This is a genomic window from Pseudoalteromonas sp. APC 3250 (assembly GCF_030407915.1).
In the GTDB taxonomy this organism is placed as follows: Bacteria; Pseudomonadota; Gammaproteobacteria; order Enterobacterales; family Alteromonadaceae; genus Pseudoalteromonas; species Pseudoalteromonas tetraodonis.
The window spans coordinates 60,728-85,754 of sequence record NZ_JASDCM010000017.1 but is presented as its reverse complement, the minus strand read 5'-3'; the positions used below and the strand labels follow the sequence as shown (position 1 = coordinate 85,754).

Annotated in this window: 18 protein-coding genes; 11 read left to right on the top strand and 7 right to left on the bottom strand. The window is 40.5% G+C overall.

Translation table 11 applies throughout. The annotated features are described in order from the left end of the window. Positions 1-166 precede the first annotated feature (166 nt). Together gppA and rhlB are read right to left on the bottom strand one after the other, a co-directional pair. Entirely contained in the window at positions 167-1,660 is a 1,494-nt protein-coding gene (gene gppA / locus QL986_RS15640; protein WP_024601997.1) for a guanosine-5'-triphosphate,3'-diphosphate diphosphatase, read from the bottom strand. 45 nt (positions 1,661-1,705) lie between these two features. Beyond that, on the bottom strand, positions 1,706-2,983 hold the full coding sequence (rhlB, locus tag QL986_RS15635; RefSeq protein ID WP_010392673.1) for an ATP-dependent RNA helicase RhlB: 1,278 nt from the start codon (positions 2,981-2,983) through the stop codon (positions 1,706-1,708). A gap of 91 nt (positions 2,984-3,074) precedes the next feature. Here rhlB and trxA point away from each other — a divergent pair, with 91 nt between their 5' ends. Together trxA and rho are read left to right on the top strand one after the other, a co-directional pair. After that, entirely contained in the window at positions 3,075-3,401 is a 327-nt protein-coding gene (gene trxA, locus QL986_RS15630) for a thioredoxin TrxA (RefSeq protein ID WP_013463750.1), read from the top strand. Positions 3,402-3,589: 188 nt separating this feature from the next. Further along, positions 3,590-4,849, top strand: a complete 1,260-nt coding sequence (rho, locus tag QL986_RS15625; protein WP_013463749.1) for a transcription termination factor Rho — start codon at positions 3,590-3,592, stop codon at positions 4,847-4,849. Between the two features lie 79 nt (positions 4,850-4,928). Here rho and QL986_RS15620 read toward each other — a convergent pair whose 3' ends face one another. Continuing rightward, the gene (locus QL986_RS15620; RefSeq protein ID WP_024601996.1) at positions 4,929-7,751 is read right to left on the bottom strand and encodes a tetratricopeptide repeat protein; all 2,823 of its coding nucleotides are present in this window, start codon (positions 7,749-7,751) and stop codon (positions 4,929-4,931) included. A gap of 170 nt (positions 7,752-7,921) precedes the next feature. Here QL986_RS15620 and QL986_RS15615 point away from each other — a divergent pair, with 170 nt between their 5' ends. Next, a complete protein-coding gene (locus QL986_RS15615) occupies positions 7,922-8,503 on the top strand; it encodes a DNA-J related domain-containing protein (protein ID WP_024601995.1) in 582 nt (193 codons plus the stop codon). Between the two features lie 9 nt (positions 8,504-8,512). Here the strand turns inward: QL986_RS15615 and dbpA are convergent, their stop codons facing one another. Continuing rightward, positions 8,513-9,901, bottom strand: coding sequence for an ATP-dependent RNA helicase DbpA (dbpA, locus tag QL986_RS15610; RefSeq protein ID WP_024601994.1), 1,389 nt, complete (start codon positions 9,899-9,901; stop codon positions 8,513-8,515). Between the two features lie 194 nt (positions 9,902-10,095). Between dbpA and QL986_RS15605 the strand changes: the two genes are divergently transcribed. The 3 genes from QL986_RS15605 to QL986_RS15595 all read left to right on the top strand — a co-directional run bounded on the left by QL986_RS15605 (position 10,096) and on the right by QL986_RS15595 (position 14,760). Beyond that, the gene (locus tag QL986_RS15605) at positions 10,096-12,171 is read left to right on the top strand and encodes a TonB-dependent receptor (RefSeq protein WP_024601993.1); all 2,076 of its coding nucleotides are present in this window, start codon (positions 10,096-10,098) and stop codon (positions 12,169-12,171) included. A 157-nt stretch (positions 12,172-12,328) separates the two neighbouring features. Next, on the top strand, positions 12,329-13,732 hold the full coding sequence (locus QL986_RS15600; RefSeq protein WP_024601992.1) for a M28 family peptidase: 1,404 nt from the start codon (positions 12,329-12,331) through the stop codon (positions 13,730-13,732). 86 nt (positions 13,733-13,818) lie between these two features. Continuing rightward, on the top strand, positions 13,819-14,760 hold the full coding sequence (locus QL986_RS15595) for a tetratricopeptide repeat protein (RefSeq protein ID WP_024601991.1): 942 nt from the start codon (positions 13,819-13,821) through the stop codon (positions 14,758-14,760). 15 nt (positions 14,761-14,775) lie between these two features. On the opposite strand, the gene QL986_RS15590 is transcribed toward QL986_RS15595, so the two are convergent. Further along, entirely contained in the window at positions 14,776-15,696 is a 921-nt protein-coding gene (locus tag QL986_RS15590) for a DUF808 domain-containing protein (protein ID WP_013463742.1), read from the bottom strand. A gap of 122 nt (positions 15,697-15,818) precedes the next feature. Between QL986_RS15590 and QL986_RS15585 the strand changes: the two genes are divergently transcribed. The 5 genes from QL986_RS15585 (at position 15,819) to QL986_RS15565 (ending at position 21,118) form a co-directional block, all read left to right on the top strand. Further along, positions 15,819-16,097, top strand: coding sequence for an MliC family protein (locus QL986_RS15585; RefSeq protein ID WP_013463741.1), 279 nt, complete (start codon positions 15,819-15,821; stop codon positions 16,095-16,097). A 67-nt stretch (positions 16,098-16,164) separates the two neighbouring features. After that, entirely contained in the window at positions 16,165-18,195 is a 2,031-nt protein-coding gene (locus tag QL986_RS15580) for a methyl-accepting chemotaxis protein (RefSeq protein ID WP_024601990.1), read from the top strand. Positions 18,196-18,266: 71 nt separating this feature from the next. Beyond that, the gene (gene ubiD, locus QL986_RS15575; RefSeq protein ID WP_013463739.1) at positions 18,267-19,733 is read left to right on the top strand and encodes a 4-hydroxy-3-polyprenylbenzoate decarboxylase; all 1,467 of its coding nucleotides are present in this window, start codon (positions 18,267-18,269) and stop codon (positions 19,731-19,733) included. An 86-nt stretch (positions 19,734-19,819) separates the two neighbouring features. Continuing rightward, positions 19,820-20,533, top strand: a complete 714-nt coding sequence (fre, locus tag QL986_RS15570; RefSeq protein WP_024601989.1) for an NAD(P)H-flavin reductase — start codon at positions 19,820-19,822, stop codon at positions 20,531-20,533. Between the two features lie 171 nt (positions 20,534-20,704). Further along, positions 20,705-21,118 carry a CBS domain-containing protein gene (locus QL986_RS15565; protein WP_013463737.1) on the top strand — a complete coding sequence of 138 codons (414 nt, stop codon included), beginning with the start codon at positions 20,705-20,707 and terminating at the stop codon, positions 21,116-21,118. Positions 21,119-21,165: 47 nt separating this feature from the next. Here QL986_RS15565 and add read toward each other — a convergent pair whose 3' ends face one another. Both add and QL986_RS15555 read right to left on the bottom strand, forming a co-directional pair. Further along, the gene (gene add, locus QL986_RS15560) at positions 21,166-22,167 is read right to left on the bottom strand and encodes an adenosine deaminase (RefSeq protein ID WP_024601988.1); all 1,002 of its coding nucleotides are present in this window, start codon (positions 22,165-22,167) and stop codon (positions 21,166-21,168) included. A gap of 122 nt (positions 22,168-22,289) precedes the next feature. Next, entirely contained in the window at positions 22,290-24,980 is a 2,691-nt protein-coding gene (locus QL986_RS15555; RefSeq protein ID WP_024601987.1) for an ATP-binding protein, read from the bottom strand. Between the last annotated feature and the right edge of the window lie 47 nt (positions 24,981-25,027).

The following is a 25,027-nucleotide window of genomic DNA, read 5'->3' as shown; positions in this document are numbered from 1 at the left end:
CTCGCTATGCGTTGCGCTCTGCCGTCTCAGTGGGGTCGCATTATAGGGAGATCCGAAAACAGATCAACCCTTTTTTGAAGAAAACTTGAAATAAATGACTGTTCGAACAAAATTACAACTAAACGCTCATTTTAACCACTAAAAACTGTGGTAAAGAGCGGTTTGACTAGTTTACTTTAAGTTTCCAACCACATTTTTTCTGATACTTAATCTCTTGATTTAGCTCACTTGCCATTAGTGGGTGATTTTTTAACCAATCGCTTTCAAATTGAATAGCTAACTCTTCATTTTCAGCTGTTATCTTAAAGTTGGGCAAGACATCATCTTGGCGGCGCATAGATAAAATAACGGCAACACGTAATAGTCGAACGATATACGTTGCAACGTTACTGTGCGCACCTAAATGATCTAAACATCCTTTTTGAAGGTCTGAACGATGGCTGTTGGCAATCGCAACGATCACTTTGTGTTCTGATTGCGAAAAACCTGGCATATCGGTATTTTCTAAAATGTAAGCGGTATGTTTGTGGTATTGCTTGTACTCTATTAATAAACCAATCTCATGAAGTTGCGCCACGGCATTTAAAAGCGGTAATCCACTTAATGCTTCTATCGGCCAATAGTGATTAACCTCGCTAGCTAATTGTAAAGCTAAGCCGGATACTCGCGATGCTTGCTTTTGATCCACATGATAACGATTCATAAAACCATCAATCGTACGTTGACGAATGTCGTTATTATGCAGTTCCGGTAGCATGCTATATAAAACACCTTCACGAAGCGCGCCACCCGCCAATCCCATTTGTTCTATTTCTAGTGACTCAAACAGTGCAATTAAGATAGCCAGCCCAGATACAAACACTAAACGTCGCTCTTCACTTAACCCTGGCAAGTCGAGTTCAGCTATAGTCTCATAAGCAATAGATTGTTGCTTAATGGTGTATAGCTTTTCAAGGGTGAGCATTTCATTTAAATTTTGTGCCACCATGATTTCTTGAATAGCTTGTACGGTCCCTGACGCACCAGAGGCAAGTTGCCAACCAGCCGTTTTATACTCAGGCGCTATTTCATCAATAACAGTACGCGCGGCTTTAATAGCAGTATTAAAGTTCGCTTCATTTAACTGGCAATCTTTAAAGTAGCGTTCAAGGTAAGTTACACACCCTATATTAAGACTTTTATAGTGACGTGCTTCAAAGCCTTGACCAATTACCACTTCAGTACTCGCACCACCAATATCAATAACTAGCTGTTTGCCCGCACATGAAGAAGTGTGCGCAACTCCTTTGTAAATAGTTCGCGCTTCTAGCTCACCACTAATAACATTAACTTTATGGCCTAATATTTTTTCAGCACGTAATTTAAAGTCGTCGGCGTTGGTTGCTAAACGAAGTGTTGCAGTGGCAACAATGGTGATGTTTTTCTTGGGAATATCTTGCAAACGTTCCGCAAACAAGGCCAAACACTCCCAGCCTCGTTGCATAGCCTCTAAGCTCAATAGATTATTATCATCAAGCCCAGCGGCGAGTCTTACTTTGCGTTTGACGCGACCTATTGTTTGCAAGCCACCCGCCACTGATTTGGCAATAAGCATATGAAAGCTATTTGAGCCCAAATCAATGACTGCATATACATTTTTTTGCGGTTTAAGTTGCCCCACCGTTCAAAAACCTCTAGTTACGAATACTATCAAACTAACGGTCGGTTAAGACCGTCCTTTTTGGTAACCATTATTTGGGCGACGTCCGTTGTTATTACTACGATTACGTGGACCGGTAGAAAAATTACGTTTTCTGTGAATAGTCGGCTTAGTCAAATCATCTAGCAATGCACTTTTATCGTAATGCGATAAAGGGATGCTGTGCTCGATGTACTCTTCAATTTCATGAAGGTTATAAGCATACTGCTCACACGCAAAGCTAATTGCATGACCCGAAGCGCCTGCACGAGCTGTACGACCAATACGGTGAACGTAATCTTCGCAATCATCAGGTAAGTCAAAGTTAAATACATGACTTACTTCTGGAATATGTAAACCACGCGCAGCAACATCGGTAGCCACTAAAAAGTCTAGCTCGCCTTTACTAAATTGCGCGAGTATTGATTGACGTTTCTTTTGGTTTACATCACCGGTGAGCATACCCACTCGATGTCCATCTGCTTTTAACCATGCATACACAGTTTCACAGCTGTGTTTGGTATTTGCAAAAACAATGGCTTTCTCAGGCCATTCTTCTTCAATCAAGGTTAACAACAGCTTAATTTTATCTTCTTGTGAAGGATGAAATAGCTCTTCTTGAATACGCTTACCCGTTTTTACATCGGGTTCTATTTGCACATGCTCTGGGTTTGTCATGTGTTCAAATGCAAGCTCTTGTACACGATACGACAGTGTGGCAGAGAATAATAAGTTTAAACGTTCTGATGTATCCGGCATACGACGGAACATATAACGGATATCTTTAATAAAGCCTAAATCGAACATACGATCGGCTTCATCTAGCACGACTACCTCAATTTCATTAAGGGTGTAACAGCCTTGCTTGTACAGATCTATTAGGCGACCTGTAGTACCAATTAAAATATCAACGCCTTTTTCTAGTTGTGCACGTTGTTTTTCGTAATCTTCGCCACCATATACTAAACCTAAGTTAAGATTACAGTGCGGCGCTAAAATTTTTGCATCTTTGTGTATCTGAATCGCAAGCTCCCGAGTTGGGGCCATGATCAGGGCTCTTGGATGTTTACTAGGTGCTTTGCTAGATTGTAATAACCGGTGGCATGTGGCGGTTAAAAACGCCAACGTTTTGCCTGTACCTGTTTGTGCTTGGCCCGCAATATCGCGCCCTTCACAAATAAACGGTAGGCATTTAGCTTGAATGGGTGTGCAATATTCAAACCCACTTTCGGTTAACCCGGCAACCACTTCCGGTGCAATAGCAAAGTCTGAAAACTTTTTATCGGTCAAATGTGTCTTAGTCATAGCGTTTAAGCATAACGTTTAAACTTGCAATAAGAAACAAGAGTGTTTAAATACGCACTAAATATTTCGCCTAACTAAACCGGAGAGCGCAATGAGCGAGAAAATAATCCAAATTACCGACGATAGCTTTGAAGCTGACGTATTACAATCAGACAAACCTGTACTAGTAGACTTTTGGGCTGAATGGTGCGGACCGTGTAAAATGATCGCCCCAATTCTAAGCGAAGTTGCTGAGGAATTTGATGGCCGTGTAACGATTACTAAATTAAACATTGACCAAAACGCAGGTACTCCACCTAAATTTGGTATTCGTGGTATTCCTACACTACTACTTTTCAAAGATGGTCAAGTGGCTGCAACTAAAGTAGGCGCACTATCAAAAACACAATTAGTTGAGTTTTTAGAAAACAACATCTAAGTGTAAATTTATAAAAAAAGGGCGCTCAGCCCTTTTTTTATTATTTATTTTACAGAAGTACTGGACGCTGCAGTAATGACCTGCTAGTTTATAAAGCCAACTAATCCTTAGTTATATTCAACAAACCTCACTCAACGATCTAATAAAGCGATTTTGAGTATGACAACTGTAATAAAGAACCCACCAATATGCATTTACGCGAATTAAAAGACAAGTCTATAAAAGAGCTTGTAAACTTAGCTGAGTCCATGGGGCTCGAAAACGTAGCCCGCTTAAGAAAGCAAGACATTATTTTTGCTATTCTTAAATCCCACGCCAAAGGCGGAGAGAATATCTTCGGCGGTGGTGTATTAGAAATTTTGCAAGATGGTTTTGGCTTTTTAAGATCATCAGAAGCTTCTTACTTAGCTGGCCCAGATGATATTTATGTATCTCCAAGCCAAATTCGCCGTTTTAGTATGCGTACTGGCGACTCTATTTCAGGTCTTATTCGTCCGCCAAAAGATGGTGAGCGTTACTTTGCTTTACTTAAAGTAAACGAAGTTAATTTTGATAAACCTGAAAACTCTCGCACTAAAATCCTTTTTGAAAACCTGACACCACTACATGCAAACGAACGTTTTCGTATGGAACGTGGTAACGGCAGTAAAGAAGATATTACCGCACGAGTTCTTGATTTAGCGTCACCCATTGGCCGCGGCCAACGTGGTTTATTAGTAGCACCGCCAAAAGCGGGTAAAACCATGTTGCTACAAAATATTGCGCAATCAATCACACATAACCACCCTGATGTTACATTAATGGTTTTACTTATTGATGAACGTCCGGAAGAAGTGACTGAGATGCAACGCCTAGTAAAAGGTGAAGTTATTGCATCAACATTCGATGAACCAGCATCTCGCCATGTACAGGTTGCTGAAATGGTTATCGAAAAAGCAAAGCGCTTAGTTGAACACAAAAAAGACGTGGTGATTTTACTTGATTCAATCACACGTTTAGCACGTGCTTACAACACCGTTATTCCATCATCAGGTAAAGTATTGACCGGTGGTGTAGATGCTAATGCATTACATAAGCCTAAACGTTTCTTTGGTGCTGCACGTAACGTTGAAGAAGGCGGTAGCTTAACAATTATTGCGACTGCGCTTATTGATACCGGCTCTAAAATGGATGAAGTTATCTACGAAGAGTTTAAGGGTACGGGTAACATGGAACTACACCTTAACCGTAAAATTGCGGAAAAACGTGTATTCCCAGCTATCGACTTTAACCGTTCTGGTACGCGTCGTGAAGAATTACTTACTAAGCCTGATGAGCTCCAAAAGCTGTGGATTTTACGTAAGATAGTCCATGACATGTCAGAAATTGATGCCATGGAATTTTTAATCGATAAACTATCGATGAGTAAAACCAACGATGAGTTTTTTGATTCGATGAAACGTCAGTAATCTGAACGCTGGTTAAATAAACGTTTTTAAATAAAAAAGACACCAGATGGTGTCTTTTTTATTTTTAGAGTAAATCAGCTTATCCGTATTGCTTAAGCAGTACCAGCAAGTCATTTACTAATGTTGTTAACTTTTGAGTGTTAATTTGTGACTGAAGTAATTCATCATCTAGTGCTTTTGCCACTAATGCTATTTCTTTAAACTCAAACATTTGTGCCGCACCTAAAACTCGGTGGCTATCTTTTTGCAGCGATTTATAATCTCCAACTTTAAAATGCTGTTCAATTAGCTCACTTTCTGTAATCAGGCTTTGTTTAAAACTCGCTACTAAATCACTCATATCTACATGGATACTTTCTGTCGATGAATCCTCATTTGCTGAGCTTAAGTATTTAGCTAAAACAGTGTAAAAAGATTCTTTGTCTATTGGTTTTGCTAAATAATCGCTAAAACCAAGTGATAAGTAGTGGTCAATCTCGTGGCTCATGGCATTGGCCGTTAACGCTAAAATAGGCTGCTCATAGCCACATTGTTTGAGTAGTTCAAACGCAGAAATACCATCCATAACGGGCATTTGAATATCTAAAAGCACCAAATCCGGATACAGTTTTAAACTTTGCTCTACGGCTTGCTCACCATTTTCAACGGCAATCACTTCAAGTCCTAGGGAGTGTAAATAACGACTGATCAGTTTGCGGTTATCACTGTGATCCTCAGCAAGCACCACCTTACCGGATAACAACCTATGCCCTGCAGCCGATTTAGCCTGCATATCATCGTGGCAAACTTGCTCTTCAACTTGTATACAAGGCAAATAGAACGAAAACTCACTGCCCTTTTTAAACTCACTCTGCACGCTAATATAGCCACCCATCATCGCTGCTAACTGCTGCGACAAACTCAAGCCCAAACCGGTACCGCCAAAACGTCGGCTAATGCTGTTATCTGCTTGACTAAAGCATTCAAAAATAAGCTTAAGCTGTGAGGAGCTCATACCAATTCCGGTATCTTGAATACAAAAGAGCAGCCCTTGATCCGTTTTGCTAACAGCAATTGTTACGTGCCCCTTATGAGTAAACTTAATGGCATTGGCGCATAAATTAATAAGTATTTGTTTTACTCGAGTTAAATCTAGCCGCGTAAAATAGGTATCACCTAACTGACTCTCTAATATCAGTGACAAGCCTTTCGCTTTAGTTTGTGGAGAAAACATAGCATGAACATCGTTGATCAATCGCACCATATCAAAACAGCTAATGTTAAGTTCTAGCCTGTTTGCTTCGATTTTACTTAAATCAAGCACATCATTAATCAGGCTTCTTAAATGCTCACTTTGTCGTTGTATTACCCTAAGCTCATCTTGTAATTGCTCAGCCTTATACTGACCACTAATAAGATCGTCAGTTTGCGCCAAAATAGCGGTTAATGGCGTTCTAATTTCATGGCTTATATTCGCTAAAAACTGGCTTTTAACCTCGTTAGCTTCACGCAGTTCTTGCGCCACACTTTGCAGCTCTTTGGTGCGCTGTTCAACTTGCTCACTCAGCTTTAACTTCGCTTGTTTTTCTGTTCGGCGTTTATAAACAGCAATTACTGTAATTAAAATCAATATGGCAACAATCACCAATAAGAACGTCAGCTGTGAACGTTTAGCTATTTGTAATTCTTGTAAGTATTGTTGCTGTTTTAATTGTTTAATTTCTTGGTTTAGCTGATTTGATTCAAACTGAATTTGAAATTGACTGACCGCTTTTGAGGCTTCTTCGGTATTAACACTGCGCTGATAATCAACATACTGTTGATGCAAACTTAACGCTTTTTCATAATCCCCTAAGCTAGCATGGATAAGCGCTTCAACCCCCAAACCGTCTTTTATGCGCATGCCATTATTATACTCTTTGGCAAGCGTAATTGAACGCTCTGAGGTTTCTTTAGCATTTTCTGTATCGCCTTGCACAAATTGAACAGTCGATAACACATGTAAGGCAGCCGCTAGTAAAGACTTATTATCAGCCTCAAGTGCAAACTGTTGCCCTGCATTAGCATGATATAACGCGACATCAAATTTATTTAATTTAAGATTAATTGTGGCTAAATTGGTGTGCTTAGTCGAAAGCTGAAAGGCGTTATTAACACTTTGATAGTAGCGCAAAGCTAATTGGTTGTAATGCAACGCTAACTGGTACTGCCTCGATTCAGTGTACGCCACACCCATGTTACCGTATACCTGTGCAACGCCATCGTCATCACCAAGCTCTTGAAAAACTTTTAAAACCTCACGATACATCTCAAGCGCGGACTCATACCGAGAGAGACGAATATAAATACCGGCGATATTATGTAATATATCGGCTTTATCTTGTGCGCTCCCCTCTTTTTCATAAATGACTTTGGCTTGCTGATAATAATCGAGGGCTAGCTCCATGTTATACATATCAAAGTAAGCGAGCCCAATATTACTGAGTAAGTTAGCCTGTTTAATCGGGCTTTTAAGGGTAATGGCAATGTTTAACGCGCGATTATAATCAACGACCGCTTGTTGCACTAACCCTTGATAATAAAGCACCACGCCTCGCATTTTAATTGCACGAAAATAAAGTTTTGGCTGTTCTTTAAGGGTGCTATTCGCCTCTAGTAATTTAAAATACTTTAGTGCATTAGCTAAATCACTCTGTGTAAACGCCAGCTCCGCTAAGTCACTGTAAATGGTCACGCGTTGTAAATTTGGAAGATCAGGGTTAGCTAATATGTCTGTTGCAAGGCGGTGCTTTTTAGTCCATGTTTGCTCAAGATCGAACTGCTCAAACAAACTTGTCTGCTCATTGGATAAAGCGTCGTTTGATGCACCACTCAGTACAACCAAAAGACCAATAAAGCAGATGCGCTTTAACCGAGTCAGCATAAAAATATCCTTTAATCCTTGCTAGCCATAATAAAATGACACCCAAACAATATGTAAACATCTAATTTAGACCAATATAAAACAGGCATTCACGCCCACTCCTTGGGGTTTAATGTTACTTAGGTGTATGATAATTTGTTCAAGATACACCAATTAATAGATTGTAAACAATGCTTAACCCACTGATAGATGAGATTTTTGAACTATTAATCAATAATAAAGTGTGGATGGTTCATACTTTAGCATCGGAACTAAAAGAACGTGGGCTACTTGATACCTTAGCAGCTGATCCTGGGCGTGATTTATTTAAACGTAATTTTTTAATTATGAATGCACTTTATCAGTTACAGCAGCAAGTTATGCCAAAACAGCAGCTACTGATTAAAAGTTTACATATTGAACTGGTGAGCGACCCTCGCCAAAACCAACTTCACCCAAACGATCCGCTGCGTGACTACTACTTAAACTGGCAAAACTTTGAAACATCAACAGCAGAAATTAACGCATTATTAGATAGCTTTTGGCAACGTTTCAGTAAGCCTAAACAACATGAAGCGCCTTTAAGTGCTCAGCAACATCAGCAATTAATCGCTCGCTGGCAATTAGTACAACCAATTACCTTAAAAACATTACAAAAGCGCTGGCGACAACTAGCCGTTCAGCATCATCCAGACAAACAAGGGGGTGATAATGAAGTGTTTAAACAATTAAAAATGGAATATGAGCAACTCAAGGCGAGCTGCTCATCTTAAAATGTAAAACTAGCGCGTCAGGCGACGAGCACGGATTTTACGCCCTTTAATATTGCCTTCGGTTAATTTACGTAACGCGGGTTTAGATGAGTTACGCTCTACCGCGACAAAAGCCACGTTATCAAGTACATTAATTTTACCCACTTGGCGCCCTGCTATACCATCTTTCCCGGTTAATGCCCCTAAGATATCACCCGCGCGCACTTTTTGCTTTTTACCCGCATCTATCATCAAGGTCACCATTTCAGGTTTGTATGGAGGCTTATCTAATAGGTTATAAGATGGCATTGGCTCAGGGGTAAAATCACGCTCATAGTGGTCACCAATTTGCGCTACTTTAAATTGCTCAGCATCACCGTAAATAGAACACGCAATGCCTTTTTTGCCCGCTCGCCCGGTACGCCCTACACGGTGAACATGCGTTTGTGGATCATGCGCTAAGTGATAGTTAATTACCATGTCCATATCATCAATATCTAAGCCGCGTGCTGCTACATCGGTTGCCACTAAAATAGACGCACTCTTATTGGCAAAATGAATCAGTGTACGCTCACGGTCACGCTGCTCTAAATCGCCATGTAATGCAACAGCGCTGAAGCCTTCATCGGCTAAATCATCACATACTTGCTGTGTTTCTACCTTGGTATTACAAAACACCACACAACTTTGTGGGGTAAATTTAAGTAATAGTAATTTAAGGGTTGGATAACGTTGCTTATTATTATCCATTTTATAGAAGTATTGCTTGATAGTGCTTTTTTCTTGCTGCTCTTCTACTTTAATCATTTCAGGGTTGCTCAGAACACGCTTTGCAATGGCTTCTATTGATTTTGGAAAAGTCGCGCTAAATAACAATGTTTGACGATTTGTTGGAATACACTCAATTATGGCATCGAGGGTGTCTTGAAAACCCATATCAAGCATTTGGTCAGCTTCATCAAGTACCAGCGTTTCAACATCATCTAAGCGCAATGTACCTTTACGAATATGGTCGTCAACTCGCCCTGGTGTACCTACAATAATATGCGCACCATGTTCAAGTGAGCCAATTTGAGGACCAATTGATACCCCGCCACACAAAGTTAAAATTTTAATATTATGAATACCGCGTGCTAATTTACGCATTTCAACCGCTACCTGCTCTGCAAGCTCACGGGTTGGGCACAGCACTAACGACTGAATACGAAAGCGCTTAACATTCAGCTTGGCTAAAACGCCCAGACTAAATGCCGCTGTTTTACCTGAGCCTGTTTTAGCTTGGGCAATAATATCTTTACCACTTAAAACAGGAGGCAGGCTTTGTGCCTGTACAGGAGTCATTTGGGTGTAGCCGAGTGTTGATAAATTATCAACTAACCCAGAAGGTAAGGCCAACGATGAAAAAGCAGTTGCGGTCACAGTAAATTCCATAGCAAAAAAATAACTTGAGAAAAGTCTCAATAAATATGCGGCTAATAATAGCAGATTTAACAATTAGCAACCATTAACAACGCACGATAAAAAGTGCAAATAAAGATATTGCAAATGATAGTTATTTTCATTAAGATCTGCGGCGTTTTACTATTCTAATAACTCTAAGCCGGAAGCTACTAATGAAACTTAACCCACTTTTTATCGCACTTTTAGCCAGTACCTCTGCAAATGTATTCGCTAACACCGCAAATATAGAGCGCATTGAAGTAAAAGGCAGTTACTTCAACGACTACAAAGTAGATAATGCCAGTGGCGCAATGAGAACCTCAACCTCATTACTCGATACCGCACAATCAGTCACTGTTATTACAGATACAATTGTAAATGAGCAACTAGCAACCACCTTAGGTGAAGTACTAAGTAACGATGCGAGTTTAACGCCAGGATCTAAGCAACGTAATCGTGAAGTATTTAACTTACGTGGTTTTGAGTTAAGTTCATCAACCGGCTACCTGCGTGATGGCCACCAGCATTGGTCGCACTATCAACAACCCATTGAAATTTTAGAGCAAGTTGAAGTAATTAAAGGACCATCGAGTATTTTGTACGGCCAATCGGGCCCTGGCGGCTTAGTAAATATGGTGACCAAAAAGCCAACCACACAAACGTTATTTAATGCCAGTGCCGATGTCGATCAACATGGCTCAACTCGCTTTATGCTTGATGCTGGCGGCGCATTGACTGAAGCTGAAGATTTACGTGCCCGTGGCGTATTAGTAAAACAAGATGTTGAATATTGGCGTGAGTATCAAAACGGTGATAACCGCGAACGCGATCGTTTTTTAGGTGCATTAGTGGTTGATTACGATATTAGCGATAATGCCTTAGTACGTGTTCACTATGACCGTACAGATGACGAAGCAGGTCTAGATACGGGTGCTTGGATCGATAATGATGCCAATATCATTGGTAACGATAAAACAATTCATGACATGTCTTGGGCCTTTACCGACATCACCGTTGAAAACATGGGCATTGATTTTAAGATGTTTTTAACCGACAACTGGCACGTAAATTTAGGCTACAACGAGCAAACATTTGAACGCCAGCGTTTTGAGTCAGCACCACGTAAGCCAAGTGACTTTATCGAAGGCGATAGTTATCAGTCACGCCCTTACGATCGCTTTGATGATTGGCAGTTTAAAACTGCTTTTATCGACTTTATTGGCGAATTTGAAACCGTGGGTGTGCATCATCAATTACTTGTAGGCGCTAATTCACTGGATTATTACTATGGCCAATTACGCACATCTGCTGATACGATTAATTTTTCTGCCGGTCAAAATGAGCCTAATCGCCCAAATATAAGTTACAAATCAGATGATACTGTTAGCTCATCTGCCTACGACTACTACGGGATTTATATCCAAGATTTGATTTCGTTCTCGCCTAAATGGCAACTATCACTGGGTGGTCGTTACGATAAACAAAGTAAAGAAAACAGCAATAACGAATCGTTCGTACCTAAGGTCGGCGTACTTTACCATCCAAATGCATCAGCAACCGTATACGCAAGTTACTCGGAAGGATTTGAGCCGCAAAACGAAACATTAGAAAATGAAAATGATGTTAATAATGGCATGAAACTCGATGCCATTACTTCTGAGCAACGAGAAGTTGGGGTTAAATGGCAACTGTTTGATGATCGATTAATGCTCAGCGGCGCCCTATTTGATATTAGTAAAACAGGCACCTTAGTGAGCGAAAATCTGATTAATCCTATTGGTGATATAACCAGCATAACCACGCAAGCAGGTGAACAACGCCATAAAGGCTTTGAACTTTCTGCACAAGGTGCTGCTACCGATCGTTTATTTGTTATGGCATCAACCATGTATTTAGATGCTAACTATGAACGAGATGAAGAATTAGAAGGTAAGCGCCCAACCGATGCGCCAAAGTGGTCCGCCTCACTTTGGACCCGTTATGAACTCAACGACGCCATTGCTTTTAATGCCGGCGCTTTTTATGAAGGTGAACGTTTTGCCGATAATGCCAATACAGTAACAAAACAGGGATATACGCGTGTTGATGTTGGCGCAACCTACGCACTTAAGGTAAGTAATACAGATATTAACCTGCGTTTAAACATTGAAAACTTATTCGATAAAAACTACCTAGCCGGTGGTGGATTAAATAACGTGACGGTAGGTGAAGGCACAAACGTGCGTTTAGCAGCGCAATTTAGCTTTTAAATACAAACTTTAAAAAACCATAGCCCACCTCAATTTGAGGTGGGCTTTTTTTTGAACTGACTTTTGAACCCACTGAATAGCCTACTCATCTCATCTATTTTTTATCCTGTTTGTTACATGCTTTAATGGTGTTAATCATTACAAAGGCTCTCTGAATATGAAACAATTGCTCACAGCACTCCTATTTACCACCAGCATGACGGTAAGCGCCAACAACAGTGAATTCACTACAAAACAGCTACAACAAGTAGATGAGGTGCGCACCACCGCCCTTAAAAGTGATTTAAGCTATCAATTACTAGAATCACTCACCACTGAAATAGGCCCGCGCCTACCAGGCACCGAAAACGATAAGAAAGCCGTTGCTTGGGCAAAAGCAAAGTTTGATGAATTAGGCTTTGATAAAGTCTGGTTAGAAGAAGCAACCTTCCCTGAATGGCGTCGCTATAGCGAAAGCGGAAAAATACTCACTCCAAGCGAGCAACCTCTGCATTTAACAGCACTGGGTAACAGCATTAGTACACCCAAAGAGGGGATCAGTGCACCTGTCGTCTTATTCGAAACCCTTGACGAATTAAAAGCTGCACCGGCGAATAGCTTAAAAGGTAAAATTGCTTATATTAATTACCGTATGAACCGTGATATTGACGGCAATGGTTATGGCCCCGCGGTAAAAGCCCGTGCTACTGGAGCAATTGAAGCAGCTAAAAAAGGCGCCGTTGCCTATATGATGCGCTCAGTTAGCACTGGCCACCATCGCTTTGCACATACCGGCGGTAGCTATTATAAAGAAGGGATAACTAAAATACCTAACGTGACTATTGCCAATCCTGATGCTGACCAAATAGCACGATTAGTCGCATTAAACAAAGACGTGTCGGTTAATATTAATGTACAAACCGAAAACCTAGGCGAGGGCACTGGTTATAACGTCATTGGCCAATTTAATGGTACTGAAAACCCTGAGCAATATGTACTTATTGGTGGGCACTTAGATTCGTGGGATTTAGGTACTGGCGCTCTAGATGATGGCGCTGGCGTTACCTTAACCATGGCAGCAGCAAAGCATATTAGTGATGTAAAACGTCCTAAGCGCAGTATTCGTGTTGTGCTTTTTGCAGCTGAAGAACTCGGCCTTTGGGGCGCAAAAGCGTATTTTGCAAAGCATAAAAATGAGCTTAATAACATTGTGGCTGCTGCAGAGTCTGACTTTGGTGCTGATGTAGTTTATGGCTTTGAATCAAATGTAAACGCAGCTTCACTGCCAGTAGTGCGCGCGATTGCCAAAGAGCTTGCGCCATTAAATATTGAATACATTGGCCAAAATGAAGCTAAAGGCGGACCCGATCTCATCCCATTTAAAAATGCAGTTTCTGCACCTATTTTTGAACTGGCACAAGATGGTACTGACTACTTTGATTACCACCATACAGCGGATGACACCCTTGATAAAGTAACACCCGCTAAACTTCGTCAAAACACCGCTGCTTATGCTGTATTTGCGTTAATGGCCGCCGACGCTAAAACGACCATTGAACCAAAAGCACGCACTAAAGAGTAACTGACATAATTACTTACAGTTTGCTGCTTTAACTAATACGCTCATTGTTTTAACTTAAAGAGAATTAAAACAGGGAGCGTATTTTCATGCTGCTTTTCAATACCAGTGAGTCTTTTCCTCATTTTACACAAGTACAGTGCTGCCCTAATTGCAAAAGTAACAGCTATCACTTAGTTAACCAAAGCCGCTTTTTGCGCTTTACTATTCTTCCTATAGTTCCGATAAAGTTGAGCTATAAACGCGAGTGCTATCAATGTGGACATTGTGAGCCTACAAGCATTAAAAAGTTACCCCTGTTCGAAAAGCTAAGCCTACCCAAATACTGTATTGGGTTAGTTTTATTGCTGTGGGTATTGTTATTTTTTTACCAAAAACACCTTAATGCTGAGGCGCTAAAACAAAGTTATTTAACCAACCCCAAAGCCTACGACACCTATTTAGTAAAGGCCGATAAATTCACTCATGAACCGTGGACACTGACTAATTTAAAAGTCGCGCAAGTGCTGAGCTTTGATCAGCAATTTATAACGTTTCAGGTGAGTAATTACAGCTATAAGCGCAGCAGCGCTATAACCACAGCAATGCGTGCCAGTTTATTAGTGCAAAGAGATTACTTTTCGTCTAAAACCATCACCCTACCTCGTAATGAAATAAAACGCTTATACAAGGATGACATTATATTCGACGTGCTGCGCCCCTATGCAAATAGTTTATATGGGGGATTTGTGATGTTTCCGCCACAGCCAAAACCTTTATATAAAGGAGTAAAGCTCGATAAAAATAATCAACAAGGAATTATGTACCACAAAGATGGGCAATACGATGAAGCGCTAGAAAGCTTTACTCTTGCAGCGCAAACAGGTTCTCAATGGGGGCAACTAAATCTGGCGCAAATGTATCGCGACGGGCAAGGCACAGAGAAAAACGCCCCACAAGCTATTTATTGGTATAAAAAAGCCATTGCTCAAGGTAATAGCAAAGCTAAACACGAGCTTGAGCAATTATGTAAAAGTGCACAATGTGAATAATGTAAAGTAGCGCGATTACGCCGCGCTACTATGGGTTTTAAAGAGCTTAGTATAGGTTACATGCATAATAACAATAACCAAACCCGCAACCACACCAAGTAAGCCATCAAATACTAAAGGGGCTAGCATCTCACCTACCCCACCTAAAGTTGACTGGGCGTAATGTGTGATATCAATCTGCGTATGATGCAGTAACTCAACACCATGCACTAAAATTCCACCCCCCACTAAAAACATGGCGATTGTACCTGCAAAGGCTAAAAACTGCATAAGTCGGGGAGCTGCTGCAAGTAGGCCTTTACCCAGTAATTCTTTAAATTTATTCGCAGAGAGTTTTGATTGGTTAAGTAAATACAATCCTGCATCATCAAGTTTTACAATTCCAGCTACCAGTCCATAAACACCAATTGTCATGATGATGGCAATAACACTTAGCACCAGTGCTTGATTCATTAACGTAGCCCCAGCCACAGTCCCTAAGGTAATTACAATAATTTCAGCAGACAGAATAAAGTCAGTACGAATAGCACCTTTTACTTTTTGCCTTTCATATTCAACTAAATCTAACTTTTCATCATCATCTATCGTTTCCTCATGGTGAGGTAAAAAGCGAGCAAATACTTTTTCAGCGCCTTCAAAACATAAAAATAAACCACCCATCATCAAAAGTGGCGTAATTAGCCAAGGCAACCACACACTAATTAATAACGCAGCAGGGACTAATATCGCTTTATTTAAAAACGACCCTTTTGCCACCGCCCATACTACCGGCAGCTCTCTATCGGCAGTGACCCCTGTAACTTGCTGCGCATTGAGCGCCAAGTCATCTCCTAGTACGCCTGCCGTTTTTTTAGTCGCAACTTTACTCATGGTCGCAATATCATCAAGTAAGGTCGTTATATCATCAAGTAATGTTAAGAGGTTAGTGCCAGCCATGATATTCCCTAGCTAAAAATAAGAGCTTAAACATAACGTAAAGCCTTATTTTCACCAACGGTTAATTTAGCTTTGCTAAGCTCTTAATTAACCAAGCGACTAAATAAGTAAAACACAGCCTAATGAAACACTACGCCATTACTATTGCTTTAATAGCCCTGGTTGCATGCAATGAGCAACCCATTACAACAAACTACATGTGCGATAACACCGCTGCACAGCTAGATATTATTAGCAACAAACAGGCGACGCTCCGCTTTAATAAGCATGATTATTTATTAACTCATGAGGTGAGTGCCTCTGGTAGCAAATATATTAATACCAAGGTACTGTTTTGGAGTAAGGGCGAGCAAGCTATGCTAATAATTAACGGTAAAAAATATCAATGCACAAGCAATTAACCACTAACTAACAACATATTAAAAAACTTGCTACACTAACAAAAGTCTTAATACTGTTGATAAAGTTATGCATTCTATCGCTATAAAACATAAAATAATTTTAGCCTTTTCAGCTATTGGCCTGTTAATGCTCACCAGCTGCATATTTTTTTACTGGTCACTCCATCAAATCAGTACCACTAACTCGCGCATAGAAACGTTAGCGGTTCCGGTACAGCAAGCGAGTAAAGACCTGCGTTTATCGCTACTTTCAATTACTAAATTTAACGCCATTGCTTACAGCCAAACTAAACTTGATTTACTACTGCAAAATAAAAAGCAAGCACACGCAGAGCAAACACAGTTTTTTAATAAATTAGAGACGCTAAAAGCACAAGTTGCCAAGCAACAAAGTATGCAAACATTACTTGTTACTATTCATAATGACTTCACTAAACTAAACACTATAAGCAACGACATGCTTGCAGCAAAAGAGCAACGCTTTAAGGCGCAAAGTACCGCCGCAGCACTGACAGTTACCTTTAATGAACAGCTTCGCGATCTGAGTAACCAATTACTTGATATAGAGCTTATAAACGTAGCGGGCAACCAGCAATCGCTTTTAAATGCAGTCTTTGGCACAGCGACTCGAATTGATGATTTATTATTTACTCTAAACAATAATGTCAAAGGCATTGGGCAAGTAACCACCTCTGAAGATATCAATGCCCACCAACAGGACACTTCTTTTTTACTCGATAATATTCAATCTAATCTTAGTTATTTAGAGCAACAAGCCTCTCCTATTGCAAATAAGCTCAACGCCAATGAGTTAATAGCGGCGTTTAACGATTTAAGCAGCCTATTAAATAATCCTGATGGGCTGTATGCATTGCAGAACACTGTACTCAATAGCAAAGACAAGGTTGATCAGCGGTTTGAAAGTTTTCAACATGCTTTTATCATTATAGAAAATCAACTAATTGAGCTTAATAAACTTGCAGACACGCGCTTTAACTCCCTGCAAGAGAGCGCTAAGTCAGCAATCAATACCGGCTCTAGCTTAGTTATTATTATTGCTTTTGTTTTAATTGTTTTGCTGGTTATTATTTCAGTGTTTACTACTAACGCCATGCTAAAACCACTTAAAAAGGTGAATAAAGAACTCGCACGCATAGCCTCAGGTGACTTTTCACAGCGTAGTAATCCTCTAAGTAAAGACGAGTTTGGTACCCTACTGCATAATACCAATAAGCTTTGTGATGATTTAACTCACCTAATAAAAGGGATCAGTAACGACGCCTACGAACTCGATAATTCAGCCATTCAAACCAGTGAAAAAGGGCAACAAATGACCATCGTTGCTAAGCAACAGCTGGAACGCAGCGCACAAGCAACCTCATTAGCGCAACGTATGCTACAAAGCTCACAAGCCGTTTACGAACAAGCGCAGAGTACCTCAAATGAAATAACGAATGCCTCGCAGTTTGCAAATGATGTCAATGACATTGCAAACAACAATAGCCAAAGTATTGAATCTCTTTTAAGCCGCCTAGATAAAGCCGTCAGCAGCACCGAGGAGCTTGCACAATACACCAAACTGATTGGCGCTATTGTTGATACGATTAGCAGTATTGCAGAGCAAACCAATTTGCTAGCGCTTAATGCGGCCATTGAAGCAGCAAGAGCCGGTGAACATGGTCGAGGATTTGCCGTAGTGGCTGATGAAGTGCGTTCGCTTGCAGCACGAACACAAAGCTCCACTAGCGAAATAACCACCATGATCAACACACTACAACAACATACTCAGTCTACCCAAGCTGAAATAAATGATGGTCAACAACAAGCCAAACATTGTGTTGAAAACAGTACTGAACTAAATGCAGCCGTTGAGCGTATCAAAAGCACGTTAGTATCGGTCAATGCAATGAGCAAAGACATTGCCCATGCATCGCATGAACAACTTGCAAACAGCACTGATATCCAACAAATAATGGCTAAGGTAACCGATCATGCCACCTTAAATGCCGACAATGCGACGACCCTAGCAAGCGAAAGTGAAGATGTTAATCAACTTGCACACTCTTTAAAAGGTGCGGTAGAGCGCTTTAAGTTTTAAGTGCAAGTAATGACTTGGCTTGCATGAACTGGGTATAATACTTTTAACTTTTTGCTAAGTAACGGCCCACAATGAAATACAAAGATCTACGCGATTTTATCGATTTACTTGAAAAACGAGGCGAATTAAAACGCATCAGCCAAGAAATCGACCCGTATCTTGAGATGACCGAAATTGCCGATCGCACACTGCGTGCTAAAGGCCCCGCTTTATTATTTGAAAACCCGAAAGGGTATGACATGCCTGTTCTAGCTAACTTATTTGGTACACCTAAGCGTGTAGCAATGGGTATGGGCCAAGAAGATGTCAGTGAATTACGAGAAGTTGGTAAGTTATTGGCATTTTTAAAAGAGCCAGAACCACCGAAAGGCATTAAAGAAGCCCTTGGACAAATTCCGGTATTTAAGCAAGTCCTTAATATGCCAGCCAAAGAAGTAAAAAAAGCGCCCTGCCAACAAGTTATTTTACAAGGTGACGATGTTGATTTAACCAAGCTTCCTATTCAGCATTGCTGGCCTGGTGATGCTGCGCCTTTAATTACTTGGGGTTTAACCGTTACCAAAGGGCCTTATAAAAAGCGTCAAAATTTAGGGATTTACCGCCAGCAGTTACTTGGCAAAAATAAAATTATTATGCGTTGGTTATCTCATCGTGGTGGCGCGCTTGATTTTCAAGAGTGGTGCAAAGAACACCCTGGTGAGCCGTATCCGGTATCAGTGGCATTAGGGGCTGATCCTGCCACAATTTTAGGGGCGGTTACTCCGGTCCCCGATACATTAAGCGAATATGCTTTTGCCGGTTTATTGCGTGGCAGTAAAACGGAAGTGGTTAAGTCTATTTCGAATGATTTACAAGTACCGGCCAGCGCAGAAATCGTGCTTGAAGGGCATATTATGCCAGGTGAAATGGCACCTGAAGGCCCTTATGGCGACCATACGGGTTACTATAATGAAGTCGATGACTTTCCCGTTATGACAGTCACTCATATTACTCATCGTAAAGACCCTATTTATCACAGTACCTTTACGGGTCGTCCGCCTGATGAGCCAGCTATTTTAGGGGTGGCTTTAAACGAAGTATTTGTGCCAATTTTACAAAAACAGTTTCCAGAAATCGTTGATTTTTATTTACCGCCAGAGGGCTGCTCGTACCGTATGGCCGTGGTTACGATGAAAAAACAATACCCCGGGCACGCCAAGCGCGTAATGATGGGGGTTTGGTCATTCCTACGACAGTTTATGTACACTAAATTTGTTATTGTCTGCGACGATGACATTAACGCCCGAGATTGGAACGATGTAATATGGGCTATTACTACCCGTATGGATCCTGCACGCGACACCACGTTAATTGAAAACACGCCAATAGACTATTTAGACTTTGCATCGCCTGTCTCTGGCCTTGGTTCAAAAATGGGCATGGATGCAACCAACAAATGGCCTGGCGAAACAACCCGTGAGTGGGGCGAACCTATTGTTATGGATCAAGCCACTAAAGATCGCGTTGATGAACTTTGGGATAGCCTAGGTATTCTTTAACGACTTTGGTCTAGGCTATAAACTCACCCTGCGGATATGCTACTATTGCTCAAATAAAGTGCGTATCCGCTAATTTAAGGTAAAACATGCAAACATTACACGCTGACGTTGTCTCTATCAGTCCACTAACAGAATTTGTTCATAAAGTTATTTTAAAGCCGCAGCAACCCGTCACATTTGAAGCTGGCCAATATTTACAATTGGTTTTAGGTGAAAAAGATAAACGTGCGTTTTCAATTGCAAGCCGTCCTTCACAAACGGATGCTTTAGAATTACATATTGGTGCTTCAGTTGCTGACTCATATGCTATGCAATCGCTAGAGCACCTTCGTAGTGCCCACAATAATAATCAAACAGTTACTATTGAAGCGGGCTTAGGTGTTTCTCAACTACGTTTGCAGTGCGAGCGCCCCATTATTTTACTTGCTGGCGGCACAGGCTTCTCTTACGCAAAATCAATGGCCGATCACCTTGCTGAAATAAATTGTCAGCGCCCAGTGCTATTTTATTGGGGTGTTAAAGAAGAGTCTGCGCTGTATGCACACAGCGAAATGAAAGCTTGGGCAGATAGTCATAAGCACTTCGAATTTATTCCTGTGGTAGAAAATCCTACTGACAGCTGGACTGGCCATACTGGTTATGTGCATAAAGCGGTTATGAACGATATCATCTCGCTTGAACCTTATGATATTTACATGGCAGGTCGTTTTGACATGATAGGCATAGTGCGCGATGACTTTATTAGCCACGGTGCCATTCGCGAAAACATGTACGCGGATGCATTTGCTTTTATAAAATAACAGCAAATGCATCATTTTTAAGGCACCTTAGGGTGCCTTAATTGTTTTTATTGCCCGCCATTACCGCTGCGATGATTGTTATTACCTATTAAACTCATCAACATAAACAATTTCCTAAAATCCAATCTATAAACCATACTTTGTATAGAACATTCAGCGGGAGAAACCTAAATGCTAAATACAAAAGTAAAAGATTTTATGCAACACAAGTTGCCTCATATCACCCCTAATACAGAAATGACGACCGCCATTGCAGAACTACAAAAATTTAAATTGCTTGGTGCCCCAGTATTTGACGATAACAAGTTGCTAGTAGGTTTTATCTCTGAGCAAGAGCTACTTAAACCCCTAATGCAAAGCAGTTATTTTTGTGACGGTATGGTAAAAGTATCGCAGTTGATGCAAACAGAAGTTGTGACGGTCAGCGGTGATACCAATATCATGGAATTAGCAGAACAAATGCAACCCGGTAAGCCAAAGAATTACCCTGTGGTTGATGGTGACGTTGTAGTTGGCATGATCAGCCGTGCCGATATTTTAAAAGCACTTTATGATAATTACGTTAGCTGTCAAACTCACATATAAACAAAAATGCCACTGTAAACAGTGGCATTTTTTTATAGTACAGGTGATTAACGCTGTGCGACTTTGGTTTTGAGTGCCTGTTTATCTGCATCACTTAAATACGCAATCTCAAGTGCATTGGCTTGCGCTTTTTCCATATCAGCTTGCGATAAACCAGCTTGTGGCGCTGCAGTTGCGTATTCGTACTCAATTTCAATCCCTTCAACAGCCGGATCATCGGTATTAATGCTGGCCAAAATGCCATGATCTAAAAACTGTTTAAGCGGATGCTTAGTTAAATCATTCACTGTGCTGGTTTGAATATTACTGGTTAAGCACGATTCAATACCAATACGGTTATCACGTAAATAATCCATTAGCGTTGAGTCTTCAATCGCTTTAACGCCATGCCCTATTCTGCTTGCGCCAAGCTCGTTTAATGCCTGCCAAATACTGGCAGCACCCAATGCTTCGCCAGCATGCACAGTAACCGCTAAATATGCATCGCGTACTTGTTTAAAGTGATCAACAAACAGTTCACCAGGGTAACCAATTTCGTCACCCGCTAAATCAACCGCGACCAAATCATTTTTAAAAGCAAGTAAAGCATCCAGCTCGTGTTGACAGGTTTTAACACCGTAAGTACGAGATAAAATACCAATTAAGTTTGCTTTAATATCAGCATCTTTTGTTGCACTTTTAATACCATCAACCACGGCTTCAACAACGCCCTGAGGATGTAAACCTTGGCTTTGTGCCATGTAGTAAGGGCTAAAACGTAGTTCTACGTAATCAAGGCCTTGCGCTTGTGCATCTTCAATGTTTTCTATCGCAATTCGTCTACAAGCATCATAATCACCCAGTACCGTGACCCCCCAATCAAGCTTTTGTAAAAATGCCATTAGGTTTGGCTCAGGATCAATAACTTGAACATGAGGAATAAGTGCCTCAACATTATCTGCTGGTAAAGCTATATTAAACTGACGACCAAGTTCTAGTATGGTTTGCGCGCGTACATTCCCATCTAAGTGACGGTGAATATCTAGCAAAGGTATTTTTCTATTAATCATAGTAGCTACTCGGTTGAGTTAAAATTGCGCGAATGATACGCAGGTACAGTAATATTTCAAGTGTAGAATATTTAAAATGGCGCTTGGAGGTCTTATGTCTGCCTTTTGTACAAAAATAACTGTTACTTATCTAAGCGAGATAAATAATACCAAAGCGTTTTAAATAGCTCATCAGCTTCAATAGGCTTGGTCATATAGCTATCCATTCCAGAGGTAATCGCTTTTTGAGCGTCTTGTTCGTGAGCGTTGGCGGATAAACCAATAATAGGTAAATCAAAAAAACCTAACTCATTACGAATCACTTTTGTTGCTTGTAAGCCATCCATATTCGGCATTTGAATATCCATTAATACTAGATCGTAGTTTTTTTCGCTAAGCATCGCAATCGCTTCTAAGCCATCATTTGCGATATCAGCAATACCGTGTTTAGTTTCTAAAATAGCACTTACAACATGTTGGTTTAATGGGTTGTCTTCCACTATAAGTAATTGATATTTTTCTAAAGAAATATTACTCACATCAATTTTTGATAAAGCATCAGCACTGTATTTGGCTTTTGGCAGCGATGAATGAACTGGTAAGCTAAAAGTAAACGTAGATCCATGCCCCTCACTGCTTTTTAAATCAATAGCCCCTCCCATCAATTCGACCAATTTTTTACAAATACTCAAACCTAAACCTGTACCACCGTACTGACGCGACGTTGAGCTATCTGCTTGAGAAAAGGGTTTAAAAAGCTGTTTTTGAGCTGCAGAGCTAATGCCAATCCCGGTATCGTTAACGCTAAAGTATGTCATTTTTGATGATTGCCAAATCTTTAACGTAATACAGCCCTTTGCGGTAAATTTTACTGCATTATTTAATAAATTAAGCAGAATTTGCTTTAAACGAATAGGATCGGTATTGAGAGTTAAATGCGCATCGCTGTCATACTCTAATTTTAAAGAAAGCGATTTACTCTCCATCTCAAATTGCATTAAACCGACGATGTCCTCGGCTAATTGTTTGAGGTTCACAGGCTCTTGCATTAACTCAAGTTTACCGGCTTCCATTTTAGAAAAGTCGAGTACATCGTTTAACACTCTTAATAATACACTTAGAGCACCATCAGCTTGCTCTATATAGCCTTTTGCTTGCTGCCAATCCTGTTGTTGTAGCGCTAGATAGTGCATACCCTTTATGCCATTTATTGGCGTGCGTATTTCATGACTCATGTTGGCTAAAAACTGACTTTTTATAGCATTGGCTTCATCGGCCTTTTGTTTTTCTTGGCGTAGCGTGAGTGTTTGCTTTGCCACTTGTTCGCGAATCCGAATATTGGTAGCCGTCACAGAGATCAAAAATATAATCAACAACCACACAAATAACATACCCACTATTTGCGCTAGCCAGTATATGAACCACGATGATTTTAAAACGGGTTGATGCAGCTCAACGCGCCACATTCGCTGACCAATTAACAACTGATATTTTTTTAGTAACACCATAGAATGATGCTCTGCAATATAAAGTGCCTGCTGTTTTTCAGCATTATTAATATCAAAAAAACTAATCGCAATACGCTCATTAGAGTCAAACGACAGCGACTTAGAAAGTTTAGCTAAGCTAACCACGGCAACAACAAATCCTTTAAAATCGCCTTCTGTTACCACATTTCCAAAAACGGGATACATAAAGAGTACACTTAATCCATCGTTATTCGGTATCAGTGCTGTCGGTTCACTGATCACCAATTCATTAAGTACTTTAGATTTAGTGAGTGCTGTGCGTACTTGCTCGTTTGAACCTAAATCAAACCCAACAATATCTTTCATTCCCCTAAGTGGGTTTATATATTTTACGGGGTAATAGAGCTCTCGATAGGGGGCTTTTTGCCATTGCCCATTCGCTGATTTTTGTTTGATAAACGGGTTTTCGCTATCAACTTGCTCAATCCATGATTGATACTCGGCACGAGAATCATCAGTAATCGCAGGAACCCATTTAAAAGCAAGTATTTCTTCACTGTAGCTTAATTGTTTAGCTGTAAACTGCGTAAACTCACTAAAACTAACGTCTTCACTATTTGCTAAAAAACCACTTAATAAAGATAGATGCGCAATGATCTCATCTAACTTTTGATTTATAGCGCTTTGAGTCGCAAGCACTTTCGTTTCTTGCTTTTGAGTGTCTTTTTGTTTTTTTACGCTCGCTGCACCATAAAAGCTAATACTAATAATCGCATAAATAAGTAATGCAGGAACAATAACTTGTAGTCGATGGCGCATCTCAGAATAGTGAAATACAGCTAATAGTAATGGGGTAAAAATTAATACGCCAATGCTGTCACCTATCCACCAAGTAATAAAATTATCCAGCGCATTCGCAGCAGGGATGATCTGGTTAAATACTAATAAGCTCGTACCAGCAATGGCGCCTATAACACAACAGACAGGACCTGCAATTACTAAGCTTTGAATACTCAATTTTATCGATGAAAGATCTAGAGGGGCTTTTATTACTTTTGTAATTATTTGCGCGCCGAGCCATGCTTGCAAAAAAGCAGCGCCGCTGAGGCCCACTGCATGTAACAAAATTTGCCAGTTTAAAATATCTGTAACATGGTCTAAATGAATTAAATTAATCAGTAAAGAACCAGCAATAATGCCTAAGTAAGCGCGATGGCGCCATAATAAAAAACTGGCTAGTGCAATGCCTGCAGGTGGCCAAGAAGCCACGGCATAACCGTCAACTGCGAGTAATAAATTACTAAGATAACCAGTAAAAAAATAAGCGCATGCAAGACTAAAAGAGAGTGTAAACACATTTTTCATAGCCTTCGCTCCTGCGCTTTTAATTATTGATTTATAAAATATAATCC